This is a genomic window from Tessaracoccus zhenghani, from assembly GCF_054552775.1.
Genome location: NZ_CM137275.1, coordinates 288,254 through 305,640, shown reverse-complemented (window position 1 = coordinate 305,640; position 17,387 = coordinate 288,254). Strand labels below are relative to the sequence as shown.

Genomic DNA, 17,387 nt, shown 5'->3' with positions numbered 1-17,387 from the left:
ACCTCGGACCCATTTATGGTCAGCGGGGGTGGTCGATCACCGTTATCCACAGATTCCGGCGAACCGGGTGCTGGACGAGGACTCAGTCCTCGTTGTCGGGCACCTGGAGATCCGAGTGCGCGATCTCCTCGATCGACACGTCACGGAACGTCAGCACCTTCGCCGACTTCACGAAGCGGGCCGGGCGGTACATGTCCCACACCCACGCATCGCCCATGGAGACCTCGTAGTAGACGTCACCGCCTTCGGTGCGCACCTTGAGATCCACCGCGTTGCACAGATAGAACCGCCGCTCCGTCTCCACCGCGTAAGTGAAGATGGACACGACGTCCTTGTACTCGCGGTACAGGTCAAGCTCGAGCTTGCTCTCGTACTGTTCAAGATCCTCGGCACTCATGGTTGCTCAACTCTAGCTTGATTCGGCCGCGGTAACATCTGCCCGCCTGGCACTGAGCCGGACGTTCTCAAAGCACCAACGGTGGATGGGTGAGGGCCCGTACTCCTGCAGGGCGCTCTGGTGCACCTTGGTGTTGTAGCCCTTGTGGATGGCGAACCCATAGCCGGGGTACGTGGCGTCGTATTCGGTCATGATGCGGTCTCTGGTGACCTTCGCGACGATGGACGCGGCGGACACGCAGGCGGCCACCTTGTCGCCCTTCCACATCGCCAGCCCGGGCACGCCGAGGCCGTCCACGGGGAAGCCGTCGGTCAGCACGAAGCCGGCCGCCACCTCCAGGCGCCCCACCGCTCGGCGAAGACCGTGCAGGTCTGCCTGGTGCATGCCCAACTCATCGCATTCCGCCGGCTCCACCAGCGACCACGCAACGGCAACCGCACGCTTGACGATCTCGTCGTGGAGCCGCTCACGGGCTGCGGCGGTGAGGACCTTGGAGTCGTCGAGGCCCTTGATGGGCCTGTCCGGGTTGAGGATGACGGCGGCCGCGACGAGGGGGCCGGCAGATGCGCCACGCCCGGCCTCGTCGGCACCGGCGACGGGACCCAGCCCGGCGCGTACCAACGCTCTTTCATACCCGTAGGGGCCTCGACCCGGCCGAATCATCAGCAGCCGGGCTCCACCCGGATGAGGTCCGGCTTGTCCGGCGCAGGGTCCGCCGGCGCGGGCACGCTCGCGTAGGTCTCCGGCACGGTGAAGGTGGAGAGCCTCTGCAGCGGCGCCACGATGGCCACTGACGAGCCCACCACGTTGCTCACCGGCACGAAGGCGCGCTCCCCCGGCACCTGCGACACGTCGCCCAGCCGGCAACGGGAGTCGTTCGATGCGTTGCGGTGGTCTCCCATCACGAAGATGCGGTCCTTCGGCACGATGATGTCGAACGGGACGGTGAACGGAGCCACCTGGACGCCGTTGGCGGCGTACAGGTACGCCGACTCCTCCAGTTTGTGGCCGTTGACCTCCAGGAAGCCGTCATCCGTGGTGCGGACGTGGTCTCCCGGCATGCCGATGACGCGCTTGATGAGGTGCTCGGTGCCCGAGTTGGGCAGCACACCGATGAACTCGAGCGACTTCTTGACCGGGTTGTCCGTGGGGGTGCTGGGCGGCAACCAGTTGCCCGGATCCTCGAAGACGACGACGTCACCGCGCTGGAACCCCCCGAACTTGGCCACCAGCACCCGGTCATTGACCTGGAGCGTGTTCTCCATGGATCCCGAGGGGATGACGAACATCTGCCCGACGAACGTGCGCAGGAGCGTGGCGATGACGACCGCCCCGACGATGATCAGGATGCCCTCCCCCAACCAGCCGAGCAGGCGACGGCCGAACCCCGGCGGGGCGGGCTCGACATGCTCTGTCGGCGTCTGGGATGCCCCGACTGCGAACGGTTCGGTTGGCTCGGTGGTGGATGCCACGAATTCAGTCCTTAGAGGTCAGGCGGGGTCGCTCGTCTGAGCATACCGCCGCCCACAGACGTGGATAACGCAGAACCGCCGGGCACGGCCCGGCGGTTCATGCAGCTCTAGGAGCAGGTGATCAACGCTTCTCGCGGATCTTGGCGGCCTTGCCGCGCAGGCTGCGGAGGTAGTACAGCTTGGCGCGACGAACGTCACCGCGACGCTCGACCTCGATCTTCTCGATGATGGGAGAGTGCAGCGGGAACGTACGCTCCACGCCGACACCGAAGCTCACCTTGCGGACGGTGAACGCCTCCTGCACACCACCGGCGTTGCGGGCGATGACGACGCCGGCGAACACCTGGATACGGGAGCGGCTGCCTTCAACGACGCGCACGTGCACCTTGACGGAGTCACCGGCGCGGAACTGCGGCATGTCATCGCGCAGCGACGCCTTGTTGACCTCTTGGATGAGGGGGTTGGTCATGTTCAAACCTTTCCGTCAGTGCCACAGGTCACCGCGGTGTTGTCTGGCCCGGCAGACGCTCAGACGATCCCCCCGTGGCAGGAGCTGGCATTGCTGGGGTTGCCCAGGTGTGGGCAACGGCTACTCATTATGGCACCTTGCGCGCACCGTCGGAAATCAGGGTCGGTCCCACACAACGAGAAAGGGGCGGCGCCGAAGCACCGCCCCTCCCTGTGTGGCAGATGACTACTTGCCGTCGCTCATGAACATCGCCTTGATGAGGTCGCGGTTCAACTGTGAGATCGACTCCAACGGGATGCCCTTCGGGCAGACAGCGGCGCACTCACCGATGTTGGTGCAGTTGCCGAAGCCCTCTTCATCGTGCTGCGCCACCATCGACTTCACCCGGCGGTACCGCTCAGGCTGACCCTGCGGCAGCATCGCCAGGTGCGTGATCTTCGACGAGGTGAACAGCATCGCGGAGCTGTTCGGGCAGGCCGCGACGCAGGCGCCGCAACCGATGCAGGTGGCGTTGTCGAAGGCCAGATCTGCTTCGCGCTTCGGTGCCGGGGTTGCGTGGGCGTCCGGCGCCGAACCGGTGTTCGACGAGATGAAGCCGCCTGCGGCGATGATGCGGTCGAACGCGGTGCGATCGACGGCGAGGTCCTTGATCACCGGGAAGGCCCCAGCACGCCAAGGCTCGATGTCGATCGTCGCGCCGTCCTCGAAGGAACGCATGTGCAGTTGGCAGGTGGTGGTGCGGAACTCGCTACCGCCGTGCGCGATGCCGTTGATGACGACGCCACACATGCCGCAGATACCCTCGCGGCAGTCATGGTCAAAGGCCACCGGCTCTTCGTTGCGCTGCGTGAGCTGCTCGTTGAGAAGGTCAAGCATCTCCAGGAACGACATGTCCTCGGACACGCCGTCGAGGTCGTACTCGACCATCTTGCCGGCCGCCTGCGGGCCGGCCTGGCGCCAGATACGTAGCTTGAGCTTCACTTGTAACTCCGTTGCTTCAGTTCGATTGCCTTGTAGATGAGAGGCTCGCGGTGCAGCACGGGCTTGCCGCCCTCGCCACCCCACTCCCAGGCGCCGACATAGAGGTACTCGTCGTCGTTGCGCATGGCCTCGCCGTCCTCCGTCTGCGACTCGGCGCGGAAGTGACCGCCACACGATTCGCGACGGTGCAGGGCGTCGACACACATCAGTTCGCCGAGTTCCATGAAGTCGGCCACACGGCCGGCGCGCTCGAGGGCCTGGTTGAAGTCCTCGTTGACACCCGTCACGCGGACGTTGGTCCAGAATTCCTCACGCAGCGCACGGATGAGGCCGATGGCCTTCGTGAGGCCCTCCTCGGTGCGCTCCATGCCGCAGTACTCCCACATGATGTGGCCGAGTTCCTTGTGGAAGGAGTCGACCGAGCGGGTGCCCTGGATGCTGAGCAGCTTCTCGATCCGGCCGCGGGCGGACCCGACGGCTTCGATGACGGCCGGGTGATCCAGGTCGACCTTGTCGAACGGGGCATCAGCCAGGTAGTCGTTGATGGTGTTCGGCAGCACGAAGTAGCCGTCGGCCAGGCCCTGCATGAGGGCCGAGGCGCCCAGGCGGTTCGCGCCGTGGTCCGAGAAGTTCGCCTCGCCTGTCACGTACAGGCCGGTGATCGACGACTGGAGGTCGTAGTCCACCCACAGGCCACCCATCGTGTAGTGCACCGCCGGGTAGATACGCATCGGCGTCTCGTACGGGTTCTCGCCGGTGATCTGGGCGTACATGTCGAAGAGGTTGCCGTACTTGGTTTCGACGGCCTTCTGACCCAGTCGGTTGATGGCATCCGAGAAGTCGAGGTAGACACCGCGACGCATGTGCCGCTCGTTGCCCTCGGAGTCACGCTCGGCGACCGCCGGGCCGACGCCGCGACCCTCGTCGCACATGTTCTTGGCCTGCCGGGACGCGATGTCGCGCGGCACCAGGTTGCCGAACGCCGGGTAGATGCGCTCCAGGTAGTAGTCGCGGTCCTCCTCGGCGATCTCGCGGGGATCCTTGCCACAGTCTTCGGCGCGCTTGGGCACCCAGATGCGGCCGTCGTTGCGCAGCGACTCGGACATGAGCGTGAGCTTCGACTGGGTCTCACCGTGCACCGGGATGCAGGTGGGGTGGATCTGCGTGTAGCAGGGGTTGCCGAAGTAGGCACCCTTGCGGTGCGCGCGCCACGTCGCCGTGACGTTGCAGCCCATCGCGTTGGTGGAAAGGAAGAAGACATTGCCGTAGCCACCGGTACCCAGCACGACGGCGTCTGCGGTGAAGGCCTCGATCTTGCCGTTGATCATGTTGCGGGTCACGATGCCGCGCGCCCGGCCGTCGACGACGATCAGTTCGATCATCTCGTGACGGGCGTACATCTTGACCGTGCCCGCGGCGATCTGACGCTCCAATTGCTGGTAGACGCCGATCAGGAGCTGCTGGCCCGTCTGGCCACGCGCGTAGAACGTGCGCTGCACCTGCACGCCGCCGAAGGAGCGGGTGTCGAGCAGGCCGCCGTACTCGCGGGCGAAGGGCACGCCCTGGGCGACGCACTGGTCGATGATGTTGGCCGACACCTCGGCGAGACGGTGCACGTTGGTCTCGCGGGCGCGGTAGTCGCCGCCCTTGACCGTGTCGTAGAACAGGCGGTGCGTCGAGTCGTTGTCATTGCGGTAGTTCTTCGCCGCGTTGATGCCGCCCTGGGCGGCGATCGAGTGGGCCCGACGCGGGCTGTCCTGGTAGCAGAAGTTCAGCACGTTGTAGCCGGCCTCACCGAGCGTCGCGGCGGCGGCGCCACCGGCGAGGCCGGTGCCGACGATGATGACGCTGAGCTTGCGGCGGTTGGCCGGGTTGACCAGGCGGGCCTGGAACTGGCGGGTCTTCCAGACCTCGTCGATGGAGACGCCCTGCGGCGCCTTCGTGTCGGAGATGTCCTGGCCGACGGTCCAGAAGTCCGTGGCCGCAGGCGTGGTGACGGCGGGCGCGGTCTCCACAGGAGCGGTTGCAGTGGTCTCGGTCACGAGATGACTCCAATCAGAACGGCGATCGGCATGACCATGAAGCCGCTGAACAGGACAGCGGCGACGATGACGGACAGGATGTTCAGCCACTGGCGCGACTTGGCGCTGGGGTTGCCGCCGAGCGTCGCGAAGGCGCTCCAGAAGCCATGACGGATGTGCATGACGATGAGGACCATGCAGATGCCGTAGATGACGACCATCCACCACAGGCTGAAGCTGGCCAGCACCATCTCGTGGGGGTGTTCGCCACTGCCACCGGCGCCGAGGGAGCCGGGGACGATCGTGAACTGGAGGAGGTGGAAGATCAGGAAGGCCGCGATGATGATGCCGCCCCAGCGCATGGTGCGCGACGAGTAGGTCTGGACCTTCTTCTTCGAGGTCACGTACTTGTCACCACGCTGCGCGAGGGTCTTGGCGGACAGCGTAGCCGCCGACCAGATGTGCAGTACGACCGAAAGCACCAGGGCGAAGCGGAACACCCAGATGAAGGTACCGGCGGGCATGATCGGGTACAGGATGCCGCCATCGGGCGTCTTGCCCTTGAGCCATTCTGCGTAGTAGTCGAAGGCATGGAAGTTGTCCGCCGTGTAGAACATCTTCAGGTTGCCGTACATGTGCACTAGGAGGAAGGCGATCATGATGAGACCGGTCACCGCCATGATGACCTTCTTCACGACCGTGCTTCGCCTCGCACGTTGATGAATGGTGAGATTTGTTGCCACGCCGACACTCTAGCCAACGTGAATCACCTCGTGGGCCAAGGGGGCAGGTTAACCGACAGGCCCTCCTGATGCGCTATTTACGTGCGTTTCCCCACGCCAAATTCGCTGGAGGTGACCAGGTGGTTGTCAGTCCTCGTGGAGGAGGTCCGGGCGCCGCTCCCGCGTCCGTTCGGTGGCCTGCTCCAGACGCCATTTCGCGATATTCGCATGGTGTCCACTGAACAGGATCCCCGGCACCTCGCGGCCACGCCAGAGCGGGGGCTTGGTGTAGTTCGGGTACTCGAGCAACTGGTGCTCGGCGGAGTGGGATTCCTCGACGAGCGACTCGGGGTTACCCACGACGCCCGGCAGAAGGCGGACCACGGCCTCGGTAACGGCGAGCGCGGCCACCTCTCCCCCGTTGAGCACGTAGTCGCCCAGACTCAGCTCGATGACCTCGTAGCGCTCGGTGCAGTGGTCGATGACGCGCTGGTCGATCCCCTCGTAACGGCCACAGGCGAACACCAGCCGCTCCCTGGCAGTGAGTTCGTAGGCCAGCGCCTGGGTGAACGGCCGGCCTGTCGGGGTGGTCACGATGACGGTCATGGGCCGGGGATCTGATTCCTCCAGCGCGTCGAAGGCCTCACCCCAGGGTTCGGGCTTCATCACCATGCCGGCGCCGCCGCCGTACGGCGTGTCGTCGACGGTGTGGTGCCGGTCATGGGTCCAGGTGCGCAGGTCGTGCACGTCCACGTCGATGATGCCGCTGTCGATGGCCCTGCCCACCAGCGAGAGCTGGAGCGGTGCGAAGTAGTCCGGGAAGATCGTGACGTAGTCGAGCCTCATTCGATGTCCTCCAACAGGCCCGGCACGTCGGCCAGTTGGATGTAGCCCGCCTCCACCTCGACGGTGGGCACCAGCGCCTCGACGAACGGGACCAGCCGCTCCTCACCGTCGACGTCCAGCTGCAGCACGTCCTGCGCCGGCAGGTGCAGCACCTCCGTCACGGTGCCGCGTTCCGCGCCCGTGTGGTCACGCACGACGAGGCCGACCAGGTGCCGGTCGAAGAACTCCTCGGGTTCACTGGGCAGCTCGGACTCCGCGACCCGGTCGTAGAGCAGTTCTCCGGTGAGCTTCTCGACGGCCGTGCGGTCCGGGGTGTCCGCGAAGCCGACCAGCAGCCTGCCGCGGTTCCAGCGGACGGATGCGAGCTTCACCGGGCGGCGCTTGTCCCCCATCTGCAGCGTGCCGCCGGCGATGAACCGGCGCGCCGGCTCGTCCGTGCGCACGTCGATGAACACCTCGCCCCGGAGGCCGTGGGCCCGGCCGATGCAGCCGACGATGACTTCAATCTCGCTCATGTCTTCATGTCCTAGATAGGCGATGCCCCGGGACTTTCGTCAAGTCCCGGGGCATTGCTCGGCTTGTGAGGCTGCTGTCAGCGGCGGCTGGGCCGGTCCACATCGACGAAGTCGACACGGACGCTCTCTTTGCCCGCCAGCGCACCGACCACGGTGCGCAGGGCCTGGGCGGTGCGGCCCTGACGGCCGATCACCTTGCCCACGTCGTCGGGGTGCACACGCACCTCGAGCAGACGACCACGGCGCAGATCCTTGTCCTTGACAGTCACGTCGTCAGGATTCGACACGATTCCCGCGACGAGGTGCTCCAGGGCTTCAGCAAGCATGCTCAGGCCTCTTCGGCGGGAGCCTCGGCATCTTCGGCCGGGGTGGCCTCTGCGGCGGCGGCTTCCGCAGCAGCCTTCTTGGCAGCCTCCTCATCGGCCTTCTTCTTGGCCTTCGAGATGGCCGGCGCGGAAGCGTCGGAATCCTCGGCGAGGGCGGCGGCGAACGCGGCGTCGCGGTCACGGGGCTCACGCTGCGGCAGGACGCCGGACGGCGAGGTGTCGCCGGAGAACTGCTGCCAGTCACCGGTGCGCTTCAGGATGGCGACCACGGCCTCCGTGGGCTGCGCACCGACACCGAGCCAGTACTGCACGCGCTCAGAATCGACGCGGATGAGGCTGGGCTCGTTCTTCGGGTGGTACAGACCGATCTCTTCGATGGCCTGACCGTCGCGCTTGGCGCGCTCGTCGATCACGATGATGCGGTAGTGGGGCGAGCGAATCTTGCCGAGACGCTTCAGACGAATCTTGGTAGCCACGTGTGTGGGGTCTCCTGTTGTATCTGCCTCTGGGAGGCTGTGTCGAAAGGTGCCGCGCGGCGTGTGGGGCACGTCGCACGTAAACCAAAGGGTCCCGCCGGGCGCGTGAGAGGGCACGCCTCGACGAGGTGCATCCGCCATTCTGCCAGAAACGATGCCTCTGGCCCAAACACCGGTTCAGGGTGCCCGTGGCGCTCATTCCCGGCGAGGGCGGTCAGTAACCCGAGAACTCCTCGGTGCGGATGTTGTCTTCATCTGCGCCGGCTTCCAGAACTAGTCCGCGCATGGCCTTGACCATACCCGCCGGCCCCGACAGATAGTAGATGGGGGCGGCGAGGTCTGCGACATGGCGGCGCAGCATCGCGTGGTCGATCCGCCCCACCTCCCCCTGCCAGTCCTCAGTCGGGCTGGAGAGGGCCTGGACATAGGTGAAGTTGGGGTTCTCGGCCGCGAACCGTTCGAAGTCGGCGACGAACGGCGCCCCGCTGGCGTCCTCGTTCGCGTGGATCAGCAGCAACTGATGCCCCGTCCGGTCATGGGTCGCCTGCGAGATGATGCTGCGCGCCGGCGTCACGCCGATACCGCCGATGAGGAAGACCGCCGGCGTGGACTCCTTGTTGTGCAGCCTGAAGTCACCCCACGGCCCGTCGAACTTCACTTCGGTGCCGGCGGGAGATTCCCTGAGCACACGCTTGAAGGCACTGTCCCGGAGTCTCGTGGCGAGGACGATCTCACCCTCATGCGGCGCCTGCACCAGCGAGAAGATGCGGGAGTTGCCCGCCTCGTCGGTTTCCGGAGGATCAAGGAGTGTGAATTCCCCGTACTGACCCGCCCGGAATTCGAAATCCGCGGGCTTCTTGAAATGAAAGGCCATGGTGCCCTCAGCAACCAGTTCCTTGCTCAGCAACCTCAACTTTTCGACCATGAAAAGCCTCCGATCTTTGGCACATAGTATGCCCGCGATGCACGCGTTGAACAGGGCGCACGTCCCTGGACGGAGAACCGCCGGTATAGCTACCGCCGGCCTTCGAAGTGGCCGCATACACCGTCGTCATGGTGTAGCTACGGCACGCACCACGGCCGGTCGCGGGGGTGTCGCATTCGGTGCGCCACTGCCGTCCGGCTGACGAGAACGCCCCGTCCGCGGTGGCGGCAACATCACCGAGCGGGTTGCCCCGCCAAGACTCGCGCGTCATGTACGGGAGGTAGGTGAGGTTGTTGAACGCCCACCCCGACTTCCGCACGAACTGGCCGTCCTCGATGACCACGATGGTCGCCCAGATGTCGGTGCGGCAGCGCTCGGTCTGCGAGTACGACTCGCAGGTGGTCATCCACTCCCGGTTGTTGACCGTGTGCTCACCCGGTGATGTGTACGGCGCGGTGCGCTCGCACTTCGGCGGCGTGGGCGGCGTCGTCGTCGGCTTGCCGGACGGCGACGTCGAGGACTTCGGCGACGGTTTCGGCGACACCGTCAGCGTGGAGAAGTAGATATTGATGGCCGGCTTCGCGTCGGCGAGCACCTCACTCTTGCTGGGGTCCGTGTCGAAGTCGAAGTGCTGGGTGCTAAAAAGTCCGAGCAGTATGAGTGCGCACTTCCTTGGGCCCGCCCGCCTAGGATCGGGTCCGTGGAGATCAGTGGGGCTGTGTTTGAAGGGCTCGTCGAGGAGGCGCTCGAGATGCTGCCCGAGCGTCTCACGGAGCGTCTGGACAATCTCGTCTTCGTGATCGAGGACGAACCTGAGGACGGCTCGGACACGCTCGGCTGGTACGAGGGCACCTCGCTGACGGACCGTGGCGAGACCTACGGCTACGGTCAGCTACCCGACCGGATCGTGCTGTTCCAAGGCCCGCTGACCCGCCTCTGCGAGACGGAGGACGATCTCTACGAGGAGATCTGGATCACGCTCGTGCACGAGTTGGGGCACTACCACGGGATCGAAGAGGACTCGCTCCACGAGCTGGGTTGGGGCTAGCCGCAGACTGCGGCCAGTTCGCCGGAGAACGCCAGCGGCTGTCCCCCACCGCACAAGGTGCGGCTCACCGCCGGCACCATGCCTGGCCCCTGCTCGACGGCGGGAGCCTCACCGAAGGCCCGCTGGGCGCCCAGCAATGCTTCCCACGCCGTGGGTTGGCGGGTGGCTTCGACGCGGGTGTTGTCCGGGTCCAGACCGGCGGCCTCCGCCGCGTGCCGGAAGAAGGCGTCGCGGCCCATGATGTCGTCGATGAGGCCGTGTTCCTTCGCCGTCTCCGGGTCGAAAAGGTACGCCCCCAACTGTCCGGTGATCTTCTCTGCCGGGATGTCGCGATGCGTGGCCACGTGGGAGACGAAATTGTCGTACTCGACGTCGAGGCCGGCCAGGTAGTGGGCCCGCTCCTCCTCCGTGATGGGGCGGAAGGGGTTGCCGAAGTCTTTGCCCTTGCCCGCGGACAGGTATTCCTCGGTGATGCCGCCGGTGGTCGTGACGCCGGATTCGAGGATGGTGCCGGTGGTGGCCACCACGTCGGTGTACTGGCGGAACGGGCCGAAGATCACGCCGATGGAGCCGATGAGCGCTCCGTGGTCCGAGATGATCTCGTCTGCCGAGGCCGTGGCGTAGACGCCGCCGGAAGCAGACATGGAGGTGACGTGCACGAGCACCTTGTGGCCGGTGCGCTCCTGGTAGCGGTCGACGGCGTCGCTGATGGCGCGCGACCCACCGATGCTGCCGCCGGGGGTGTTGACCAGCAGCACCAGCCCCGAGGCGTCCTCCGCCGTCAGTTCGTCGACCTGGGCGGCCACCTCGTTGCCGAAGGTGCCCGCGGAGAGCAGCGCCCCGTCGGAGGCGTCGGACAGGATGGCGCCGGAAACGTTGACGGCGCGCAACGTGTCGGAACCGCTCCCCCACATCGTGGTCAGACCGGTGCTCGCGGAGCCCGCAGCTGACGGGGTGAGCGCCGCGAGGCCCACCACCATCATGAGGGTGGTGACCAGCGAGGTCACCAGCAGCATCCCGCCCAGACCCAGGCCGAGCCCGACCCCGCCGCCGAAGCCCCGTGCGAACGCCCCCTTCGCCGGGGACGGCCCCACCGGGAGGGGCGGTGGCCCCAGCGGGCCCTGCATGGGCGTGGGATGGGGCGACTGGATGTCGGCGCCGCGTTCGCGGGGTGAGGGTGGGGGAAAGTTGTGCCTGTGGTCGTTCACTGCCTGATGCCTCCTGGTCCGCCTTGCCCACCCTAGTGGAGCGCCGGTCCGGTAGATTCAAGAACACCTCTCGCCGGCTGTGGTGGAGCCACGGATTAGGAGTAGTCAGATGAAGACCGTCACCCGTTGGGCAGCCGTGATCCTGAGTGCACTCGCGCTGGTCGTAGGTTCCGGCCCGGTGGCTGAGGCTGACTACCCCACCCCCACCTCCTCGGTCGGGCAGCACCTACTGGACATCGTCAGCGGGTGGAACCAGATTTTCCCGGGCTCGGTCGACGCATGGGAACTCCACGGGTCGGCCGCGCACCTGGCCTATCTCGACAGTTCGGTCCTGACCTGGCCGAGCATGCAGGAGGATCTGCGCCAGAAGATGCGCAAAGCCGGCGCCACCACGGTGAGCTTCACCCCGGTTGCGATACCGTACGCCACCGTCGAGGCGGCCGTGGCGGCGCTCGAGAAGCGTTACGCGGCGGAGTTCACCAGCGGGGCGTTGGCGGCGATCTACCCCACCCCCGGCCTCACGCAACGGTCCCTGCAGGTGGCTGGGGAAAGCGCCGGAGTCGCGCTGCTGCAGGCACAACTCGGCACCAGCTACCAGGGACTGCCTGTGGTCTACCGCGTGGGCGCGCAGCCGGCACCCGCAGGCCTGGACGTGTACATCACCCCCGGCATGCACCTGCTGAACGGCAGGGAGTGGCGCACCCGATGCGAGCCCTACTCGCGAACCAAGCGCTGCCGCACCGAGATCAAGGCCACTACCATCCAGAACACCAGCGGCAGTTACGTCCAGACCACCGGCTGGGTGTTCAACAACCTCACCTACGCCGCGTCGCCGCGTTCGCTGTGGAAGGGAAACCCCCTGGGTTACAGCGTGCTCTGGTCCGCCGCCGACAGCCGGCAGTGGCGCACGGAGTGTGACACGGCGCTCACAGGTCGCAACGCGTGCCGCTCGTTCGTGATGTCGACGTTCATCGCGTTGGAGAACGGCCGGTTCGTGCAGAAGACGGACTGGCAGTTCAACAACATGGTGCGCTTCAGCTGAGGGCCACCCCGCGCAGCACCATCGCCAGCGGCTGACGGATGGTTTCGGCGCTGGTGCGCGGGTCCGCGTCGAGCACGATGAGGTCTGCGCTGGCCCCCACCTCAAGGCCGTCCGCGCCCAGCCATTCGCGGGCCGCCCAGCTGGCGGCGGCCACGGCGAACGCTCGGCCCCCCACCTCTGCGAGGGCGTCGATCTCGTCGCGGATGCGGCCGTGTTCAACGACGGTGCCCGCGTCGGTGCCGGCGAACACCGGCACCCCGGCTTCGATCGCCTTGCCGATGGTCTGCTTACGGCGCGTGTGGAGGTCGTGCATGTGGGCGTAGTAGCTGGGAAACTTCTCCTGTGCCGGAGCGGCGTACATCGGGAAGTTCTCCAGATTGATCATGGTCGGCACCAGAGCCGTGCCCAGGCCGGCCATCTGCTCGATGCCCTCGTCGCTGAGGCCGGTGCCGTGCTCGATGCAGTCGATGCCGGCGGCAACGAGCTCATGGACGGCCTGCTCGCCGAAGCAGTGGGCGGTCACGCGGGCGCCCTCCTCATGGGCGGCGTCGATGGCCTGCTGCGCGATGTCCGCCGGCCAGAGCGGCGCGAGGTCTCCCACGCCGCGCTCGATCCAGTCGCCGACGAGCTTGATCCAGCCCTCGCCGGAGCGGGCCTCGTGCCGCACCTGTTCGACGAGCTGGTCCGGCTCCACCTCGACGCCGAGGTAGCGGATGTAGCGCCGGGGGCGGGCGATGTGGCGGCCGGAGCGGATCAGCCGGGGCAGGTCGTGCTCGCCGTGCACCCACCGAGTATCAGACGGCGACCCCGCGTCGCGCACGAGCATCGTGCCGGAGCGCAGGTCCTGCGTCGCCTGCCGGCGGGCCGTCTCCGCGCTGACCGCGCCTTCGACGCCCAGCCCGATGTGGGAGTGGGCGTCCACGTAGCCGGGCACGATGAAAGCGTTCCGGGCGAGCATGGTGGCGTCGCGCACCGGTTCGTCGGTGAGGACGCCGTCGACGACCCAGAGGTCGCGCGGCTCCTCCTCAGGGAGGAACGTGCCATGGATGTGCAGGGGTTGGGTCACGGGTCGCTCCTCTGGCTGTCCTCAGACTCGAGAATCAGAACTTCGGCTTGTTCTCGTTGAACATCTTCTGCAGTTCCGGCGGGAGCTGGAAGTCGTCGATGGTCTGCGGGATCTGCGGCGCGGCGGGCTGGGCCGCCGGGCGGTTCGAGCCGGCGGGGCGTGCGGTGCCGCGGCGACCCTTCTTACCCTTCTGGTTCTGCTGCTTCTGCGGCTTGCGGCCACCGGGCATCCCCGGCATGCCGCCCATGCCGGGCATCCCGCCCATACCCGGGAACTTGCCGCCAGCCATGGATTCCATCATCTTGCGGGCCTCGACGAAGCGGTTGACCAGCTTGTTGACGTCGGAGACCTCGACGCCCGCGCCACGCGCGATCCGGGCCCGGCGCGAGCCGTTGAGGATGGCCACGTCGTCGCGTTCCTTCGGCGTCATGGAGAAAATGATCGCCTCGATGCGGTCGATCTCCTTCTCGTCGATCTCGTTGATGGCCTGCTTGAACTGACCGGCACCGGGCAACATGCCGAGGATCTTCGACATGGGGCCCATCTTGCGCAGCTGCTGCATCTGGGAGAGGAAGTCCTGGAGACCGAACTGGTTCCGGCTCATCAGCTTCTCGGCCGCAGCACGCGACTCTTCGGCGTCGAAGGTCTTCTCCGCCTGCTCGATGAGCGTGAGGACGTCACCCATCCCGAGGATCCGCGAGGCCATCCTGTCCGGGTGGAACATGTCGAAATCTGCCAGCGACTCGCCGTTGGAGGCGAACATGATGGGCTTGCCCAGTACGCGGGCGACCGAGAGCGCGGCACCACCGCGGGCGTCGCCGTCGAGCTTGGTGAGCACCACGCCGTCGACCCCGACGCCCTCGTCGAACGCCTTGGCGGTGTTGACGGCGTCCTGGCCGATCATCGCGTCCACGACGAACAGCGTCTCGTGCGGGTTCACGGCGGCCTTGATGTCCGCAGCCTGCTGCATCAGCTCCGCGTCGATGCCGAGGCGGCCCGCCGTGTCGACGATGACGACGTCGTAGAGCTTGGCCTCCGCGTGGGCGATGGAGCCCCGGGCGACCGCGATGGGGTCACCGACTCCGTTGCCTGGCTCCGGTGCGTAGACGTGCACTCCCGCGCGCTCACCGACGATCTGGAGCTGCTGCACGGCATTCGGCCGCTGGAGGTCAGCCGCCACCAACAGCGGGGTGTGCTTCTCCGACTTCAGCCAGCGGGCGAGCTTGCCCGCAAGCGTGGTCTTGCCGGCGCCCTGGAGGCCGGCGAGCATGATGACGGTGGGCGGCCGCTTCGCGAAGCGGATCGTGCGCGCCTCCCCGCCGAGGATGGAGACCAGTTCCTCGTTGACGATCTTGATGATCTGCTGCGAAGGGTTCAGGGCCTTGGACAGTTCAACTTCCAGGGCGCGGGTCTTGACCGCTGCGACGAACTCCTTGACGACGCCGAGGTTGACGTCGGCCTCGAGCAGCGCGATGCGGATCTCGCGCATCGTGGCGTCGATGTCGGCCTCGGTCAGCCGGCCCTTGGCGCGCAGCCCCTTGAACACCGACGCGAGCCGGTCCTGCAGAGTGTCAAACACTGAGTCAATCCTTCTACGGTTGGAGGCAACTGAATCAGGATACCCAACGGTGCCCCGACCCTGATCCACGGCGGCGGATGCGGTCACACCGGGGGCTGCTGTTGATAACTTTGGGGGCTTGTCCGAGGGTCGTGCTTCCATGGTGGGCATGAGCGACGAAGCACTCGGCATCCTCCAGCAACTCACCGGCCGGCCGGACGCGCAGTTCCACCCGGGCCAGCGCGAGGCCATCGAAGCACTCACTGAGCACGGGCGCCGTGCGCTGGTGGTGCAACGCACAGGTTGGGGCAAGTCTGCGGTGTACTTCATCGCCGCCCTGATGAGGAGGCGGGCAGGCCACGGCCCGGCGCTGATCATCTCTCCCCTGCTGGCGCTCATGCGGGACCAGGAGGCGGCTGCCGAGCGGGCCGGCGTGCGCGCGGTGGCCATCAACTCCTCCAACGTCACAGACTGGGGCCAGATCGAGGAACGCCTCGCTGAGGACTCGGTCGACGTGCTGTTCGTGTCGCCGGAGCGCCTCGTCAACCCCCGCTTCCGCGCCGAGCAGCTCCCCCGGCTGATGGCCCGCACCGGCCTCCTGGTGATCGATGAGGCGCACTGCATCAGCGACTGGGGCCATGATTTCAGACCGGATTACCGCCGGCTGCGCACCCTCATCGCAGAACTCCCCGACGGCGTGCCCGTCCTGGCCACCACGGCCACGGCCAACCAGCGCGTCGTCGAGGACGTTGCCGAGCAGATGGCCGCCGGAGGACACGAGGTCTTCACGCTGCGCGGCGCCCTGGCACGCGAATCGCTGCGCCTCGGGGTGCTCGACGTGGGCACGTCCTGGCGCCGGCTGGCCTGGCTGACGCAGCACCTGGGGGACCTTCCGGGCAGCGGCATCGTCTACTGCCTGACGGTCTCCGCCGCGGACGACACGGCTGCGGCCCTCCGCGCCGCGGGGCACCAGGTGCTCGCCTACACCGGTCGCACGGACCCGGCTGACCGGGTGGCGGCCGAAGAAGCGCTCAAGAACAACGAGGTCAAGGCCCTGATCGCCACTTCGGCGCTGGGGATGGGCTTCGACAAGCCGGACCTCGGGTTCGTCGTGCATGTGGGGGCACCGTCGTCTCCGGTTGCGTACTACCAGCAGGTGGGCCGCGCGGGCCGCGCCACGGACCATGCGGAGGTGCTGCTCCTGCCCGGCACGGAGGACCGGGAGATCTGGCACTACTTCGCCACCAACGCGATGCCGACGGAGGCCAAGGCCGGCGCCATCCTCGAGGCGCTCAATGCTGAGGGCCGGCCGCTCTCCACACCGGCGCTCGAGGCCCGTGTCGATATCCGTCGCTCGCAACTGGAACTGCTGCTGAAGGTCCTCGCTGTCGACGGCGCGGTGCAGGCCGTGCAGGGCGGTTGGGAGGCGACGGGCCGGCCCTGGATCTACGACCAGGAGCGCTACGACCGGATCGCGGCGGCGCGGGTTGCGGAGCAGCAGGCCATGGTGGAGTACCAGCGCCTGCCCGAAGGATCCTGCCGGATGGAGTTCCTCACCTCGGAGCTCGACGACCCCACGTCGGCGAGGTGTGGCCGGTGCGACACGTGCGCCGGGCCCTGGTATCCCACGGAGGTCACCGTCGAAGCGGCGGAGCAGGCGCGCTCGACGCTCGATCAGGTGGGCGTGCCCATCGCGCCGCGGGGCCAGTGGCCCTCAGGCCTGGACCAATTGGGCGTCACGGACGAGGACGGAAAGCCGATGCGCGGCAAACTGTCCGGCAACGAGACCCTCGACGAGGGGCGGGTGGTGGCCCGCCTGACGGACCTCGGCTACGGCAACGCGCTGCGCGAACTCTTCGCACCGGGTCCTGACGGGCAGCCCCTCGACGGCGAGGTGCCGGCGGAGCTGGCCGGCGCCTGCCTGCGGGTGCTGAAGGAGTGGAACTGGCAGGAGCGGCCGACGGCGGTGGCGTGGGTGCCCAGCCTGTCGCGCCCGCAACTGGTGGAGTCGCTGGCCACGGGCATCGCGCGCGCCGGGAGGTTGACGTTGCTCGGGCCTCTGGATCTGAACCCCGGCGCTGAGGAGCTCAGCAGGTCAACCAACAGCGCCTTCCGGGTACGGGACGCGTGGCACCGGTTCCGCGTGCCCGCTGCCATGGCGGAGTCGCTGGCGGCTGGAGGACCGGTCCTGCTCATCGACGACCTGGTGGACTCGCGCTGGACCCTGACGGTCGCCGGCCGGTTGCTGCGCCGGGCCGGGGCCGGCTCGGTGCTGCCCTTCGCGCTGGCCAGCGTGGCCTGACACACCGGGGCTT

Annotated in this window: 19 protein-coding genes; 4 read left to right on the top strand and 15 right to left on the bottom strand. The window is 67.1% G+C overall.

Going from position 1 to position 17,387, the window contains the following annotated elements:
* Window positions 1-82: 82 nt before the first annotated feature.
* The 12 genes from ACX1DX_RS01505 to ACX1DX_RS01450 form a co-directional block, all read right to left on the bottom strand.
* Entirely contained in the window at window positions 83-397 is a 315-nt protein-coding gene (locus ACX1DX_RS01505; protein WP_182764331.1) for a DUF2469 domain-containing protein, read from the bottom strand.
* A 12-nt stretch (window positions 398-409) separates the two neighbouring features.
* Window positions 410-1,060, bottom strand: coding sequence for a ribonuclease HII (locus tag ACX1DX_RS01500; protein WP_182764332.1), 651 nt, complete (start codon window positions 1,058-1,060; stop codon window positions 410-412).
* Complete coding sequence (lepB, locus tag ACX1DX_RS01495) at window positions 1,060-1,869, bottom strand: signal peptidase I (RefSeq protein WP_459397426.1); 810 nt, start codon at window positions 1,867-1,869, stop codon at window positions 1,060-1,062. Before lepB ends, ACX1DX_RS01500 begins: the two co-directional genes overlap by 1 nt.
* Before the next feature lie 121 nt (window positions 1,870-1,990).
* On the bottom strand, window positions 1,991-2,338 hold the full coding sequence (gene rplS, locus ACX1DX_RS01490) for a 50S ribosomal protein L19 (RefSeq protein WP_182764333.1): 348 nt from the start codon (window positions 2,336-2,338) through the stop codon (window positions 1,991-1,993).
* A gap of 225 nt (window positions 2,339-2,563) precedes the next feature.
* Complete coding sequence (locus tag ACX1DX_RS01485; RefSeq protein ID WP_076062330.1) at window positions 2,564-3,319, bottom strand: succinate dehydrogenase/fumarate reductase iron-sulfur subunit; 756 nt, start codon at window positions 3,317-3,319, stop codon at window positions 2,564-2,566.
* Complete coding sequence (locus tag ACX1DX_RS01480; RefSeq protein WP_182764591.1) at window positions 3,316-5,334, bottom strand: fumarate reductase/succinate dehydrogenase flavoprotein subunit; 2,019 nt, start codon at window positions 5,332-5,334, stop codon at window positions 3,316-3,318. The genes ACX1DX_RS01485 and ACX1DX_RS01480 overlap by 4 nt, the downstream gene beginning before the upstream one ends.
* 23 nt (window positions 5,335-5,357) lie before the next feature.
* A complete protein-coding gene (locus ACX1DX_RS01475; RefSeq protein WP_459398159.1) occupies window positions 5,358-6,020 on the bottom strand; it encodes a succinate dehydrogenase cytochrome b subunit in 663 nt (220 codons plus the stop codon).
* A gap of 189 nt (window positions 6,021-6,209) precedes the next feature.
* Window positions 6,210-6,908, bottom strand: coding sequence for a tRNA (guanosine(37)-N1)-methyltransferase TrmD (trmD, locus tag ACX1DX_RS01470; protein WP_459397425.1), 699 nt, complete (start codon window positions 6,906-6,908; stop codon window positions 6,210-6,212).
* A complete protein-coding gene (rimM, locus tag ACX1DX_RS01465) occupies window positions 6,905-7,423 on the bottom strand; it encodes a ribosome maturation factor RimM (RefSeq protein ID WP_459397424.1) in 519 nt (172 codons plus the stop codon). The genes trmD and rimM overlap by 4 nt, the downstream gene beginning before the upstream one ends.
* 77 nt (window positions 7,424-7,500) lie before the next feature.
* Entirely contained in the window at window positions 7,501-7,749 is a 249-nt protein-coding gene (locus ACX1DX_RS01460) for an RNA-binding protein (RefSeq protein WP_076062339.1), read from the bottom strand.
* A gap of 2 nt (window positions 7,750-7,751) precedes the next feature.
* Window positions 7,752-8,225 carry a 30S ribosomal protein S16 gene (rpsP, locus tag ACX1DX_RS01455; protein WP_459397423.1) on the bottom strand — a complete coding sequence of 158 codons (474 nt, stop codon included), beginning with the start codon at window positions 8,223-8,225 and terminating at the stop codon, window positions 7,752-7,754.
* A 214-nt stretch (window positions 8,226-8,439) separates the two neighbouring features.
* Window positions 8,440-9,150, bottom strand: coding sequence for an FAD-dependent oxidoreductase (locus ACX1DX_RS01450; protein ID WP_459397422.1), 711 nt, complete (start codon window positions 9,148-9,150; stop codon window positions 8,440-8,442).
* A gap of 284 nt (window positions 9,151-9,434) precedes the next feature.
* On the opposite strand from ACX1DX_RS01450, the gene ACX1DX_RS01445 reads away from it, so the two are divergent.
* Both ACX1DX_RS01445 and ACX1DX_RS01440 read left to right on the top strand, forming a co-directional pair.
* Complete coding sequence (locus ACX1DX_RS01445) at window positions 9,435-9,713, top strand: hypothetical protein (protein WP_459397421.1); 279 nt, start codon at window positions 9,435-9,437, stop codon at window positions 9,711-9,713.
* Between the two features lie 137 nt (window positions 9,714-9,850).
* Window positions 9,851-10,198, top strand: a complete 348-nt coding sequence (locus ACX1DX_RS01440) for a metallopeptidase family protein (protein WP_459397420.1) — start codon at window positions 9,851-9,853, stop codon at window positions 10,196-10,198.
* Here ACX1DX_RS01440 and ACX1DX_RS01435 read toward each other — a convergent pair.
* A complete protein-coding gene (locus ACX1DX_RS01435; protein ID WP_459397419.1) occupies window positions 10,195-11,406 on the bottom strand; it encodes a S49 family peptidase in 1,212 nt (403 codons plus the stop codon). The two genes, ACX1DX_RS01440 and ACX1DX_RS01435, sit on opposite strands and share 4 nt — an antisense overlap.
* Before the next feature lie 109 nt (window positions 11,407-11,515).
* Here ACX1DX_RS01435 and ACX1DX_RS01430 point away from each other — a divergent pair, with 109 nt between their 5' ends.
* Window positions 11,516-12,448, top strand: a complete 933-nt coding sequence (locus ACX1DX_RS01430; RefSeq protein WP_459397418.1) for a hypothetical protein — start codon at window positions 11,516-11,518, stop codon at window positions 12,446-12,448.
* Here ACX1DX_RS01430 and ACX1DX_RS01425 read toward each other — a convergent pair.
* Together ACX1DX_RS01425 and ffh are read right to left on the bottom strand one after the other, a co-directional pair.
* Window positions 12,441-13,514 (bottom strand): amidohydrolase family protein, encoded by a 1,074-nt coding sequence (locus ACX1DX_RS01425; RefSeq protein WP_459397417.1) that lies wholly within the window; start codon window positions 13,512-13,514, stop codon window positions 12,441-12,443. The genes ACX1DX_RS01430 and ACX1DX_RS01425 overlap by 8 nt on opposite strands.
* Window positions 13,515-13,548: 34 nt before the next feature.
* Window positions 13,549-15,093: a signal recognition particle protein gene (ffh, locus tag ACX1DX_RS01420; RefSeq protein WP_459397416.1), complete on the bottom strand. Its 1,545-nt coding sequence runs from the start codon at window positions 15,091-15,093 to the stop codon at window positions 13,549-13,551.
* Between the two features lie 139 nt (window positions 15,094-15,232).
* Between ffh and ACX1DX_RS01415 the strand changes: the two genes are divergently transcribed.
* Window positions 15,233-17,374 (top strand): RecQ family ATP-dependent DNA helicase, encoded by a 2,142-nt coding sequence (locus ACX1DX_RS01415; RefSeq protein WP_459398158.1) that lies wholly within the window; start codon window positions 15,233-15,235, stop codon window positions 17,372-17,374.
* The last annotated feature ends 13 nt before the right edge of the window (window positions 17,375-17,387 follow it).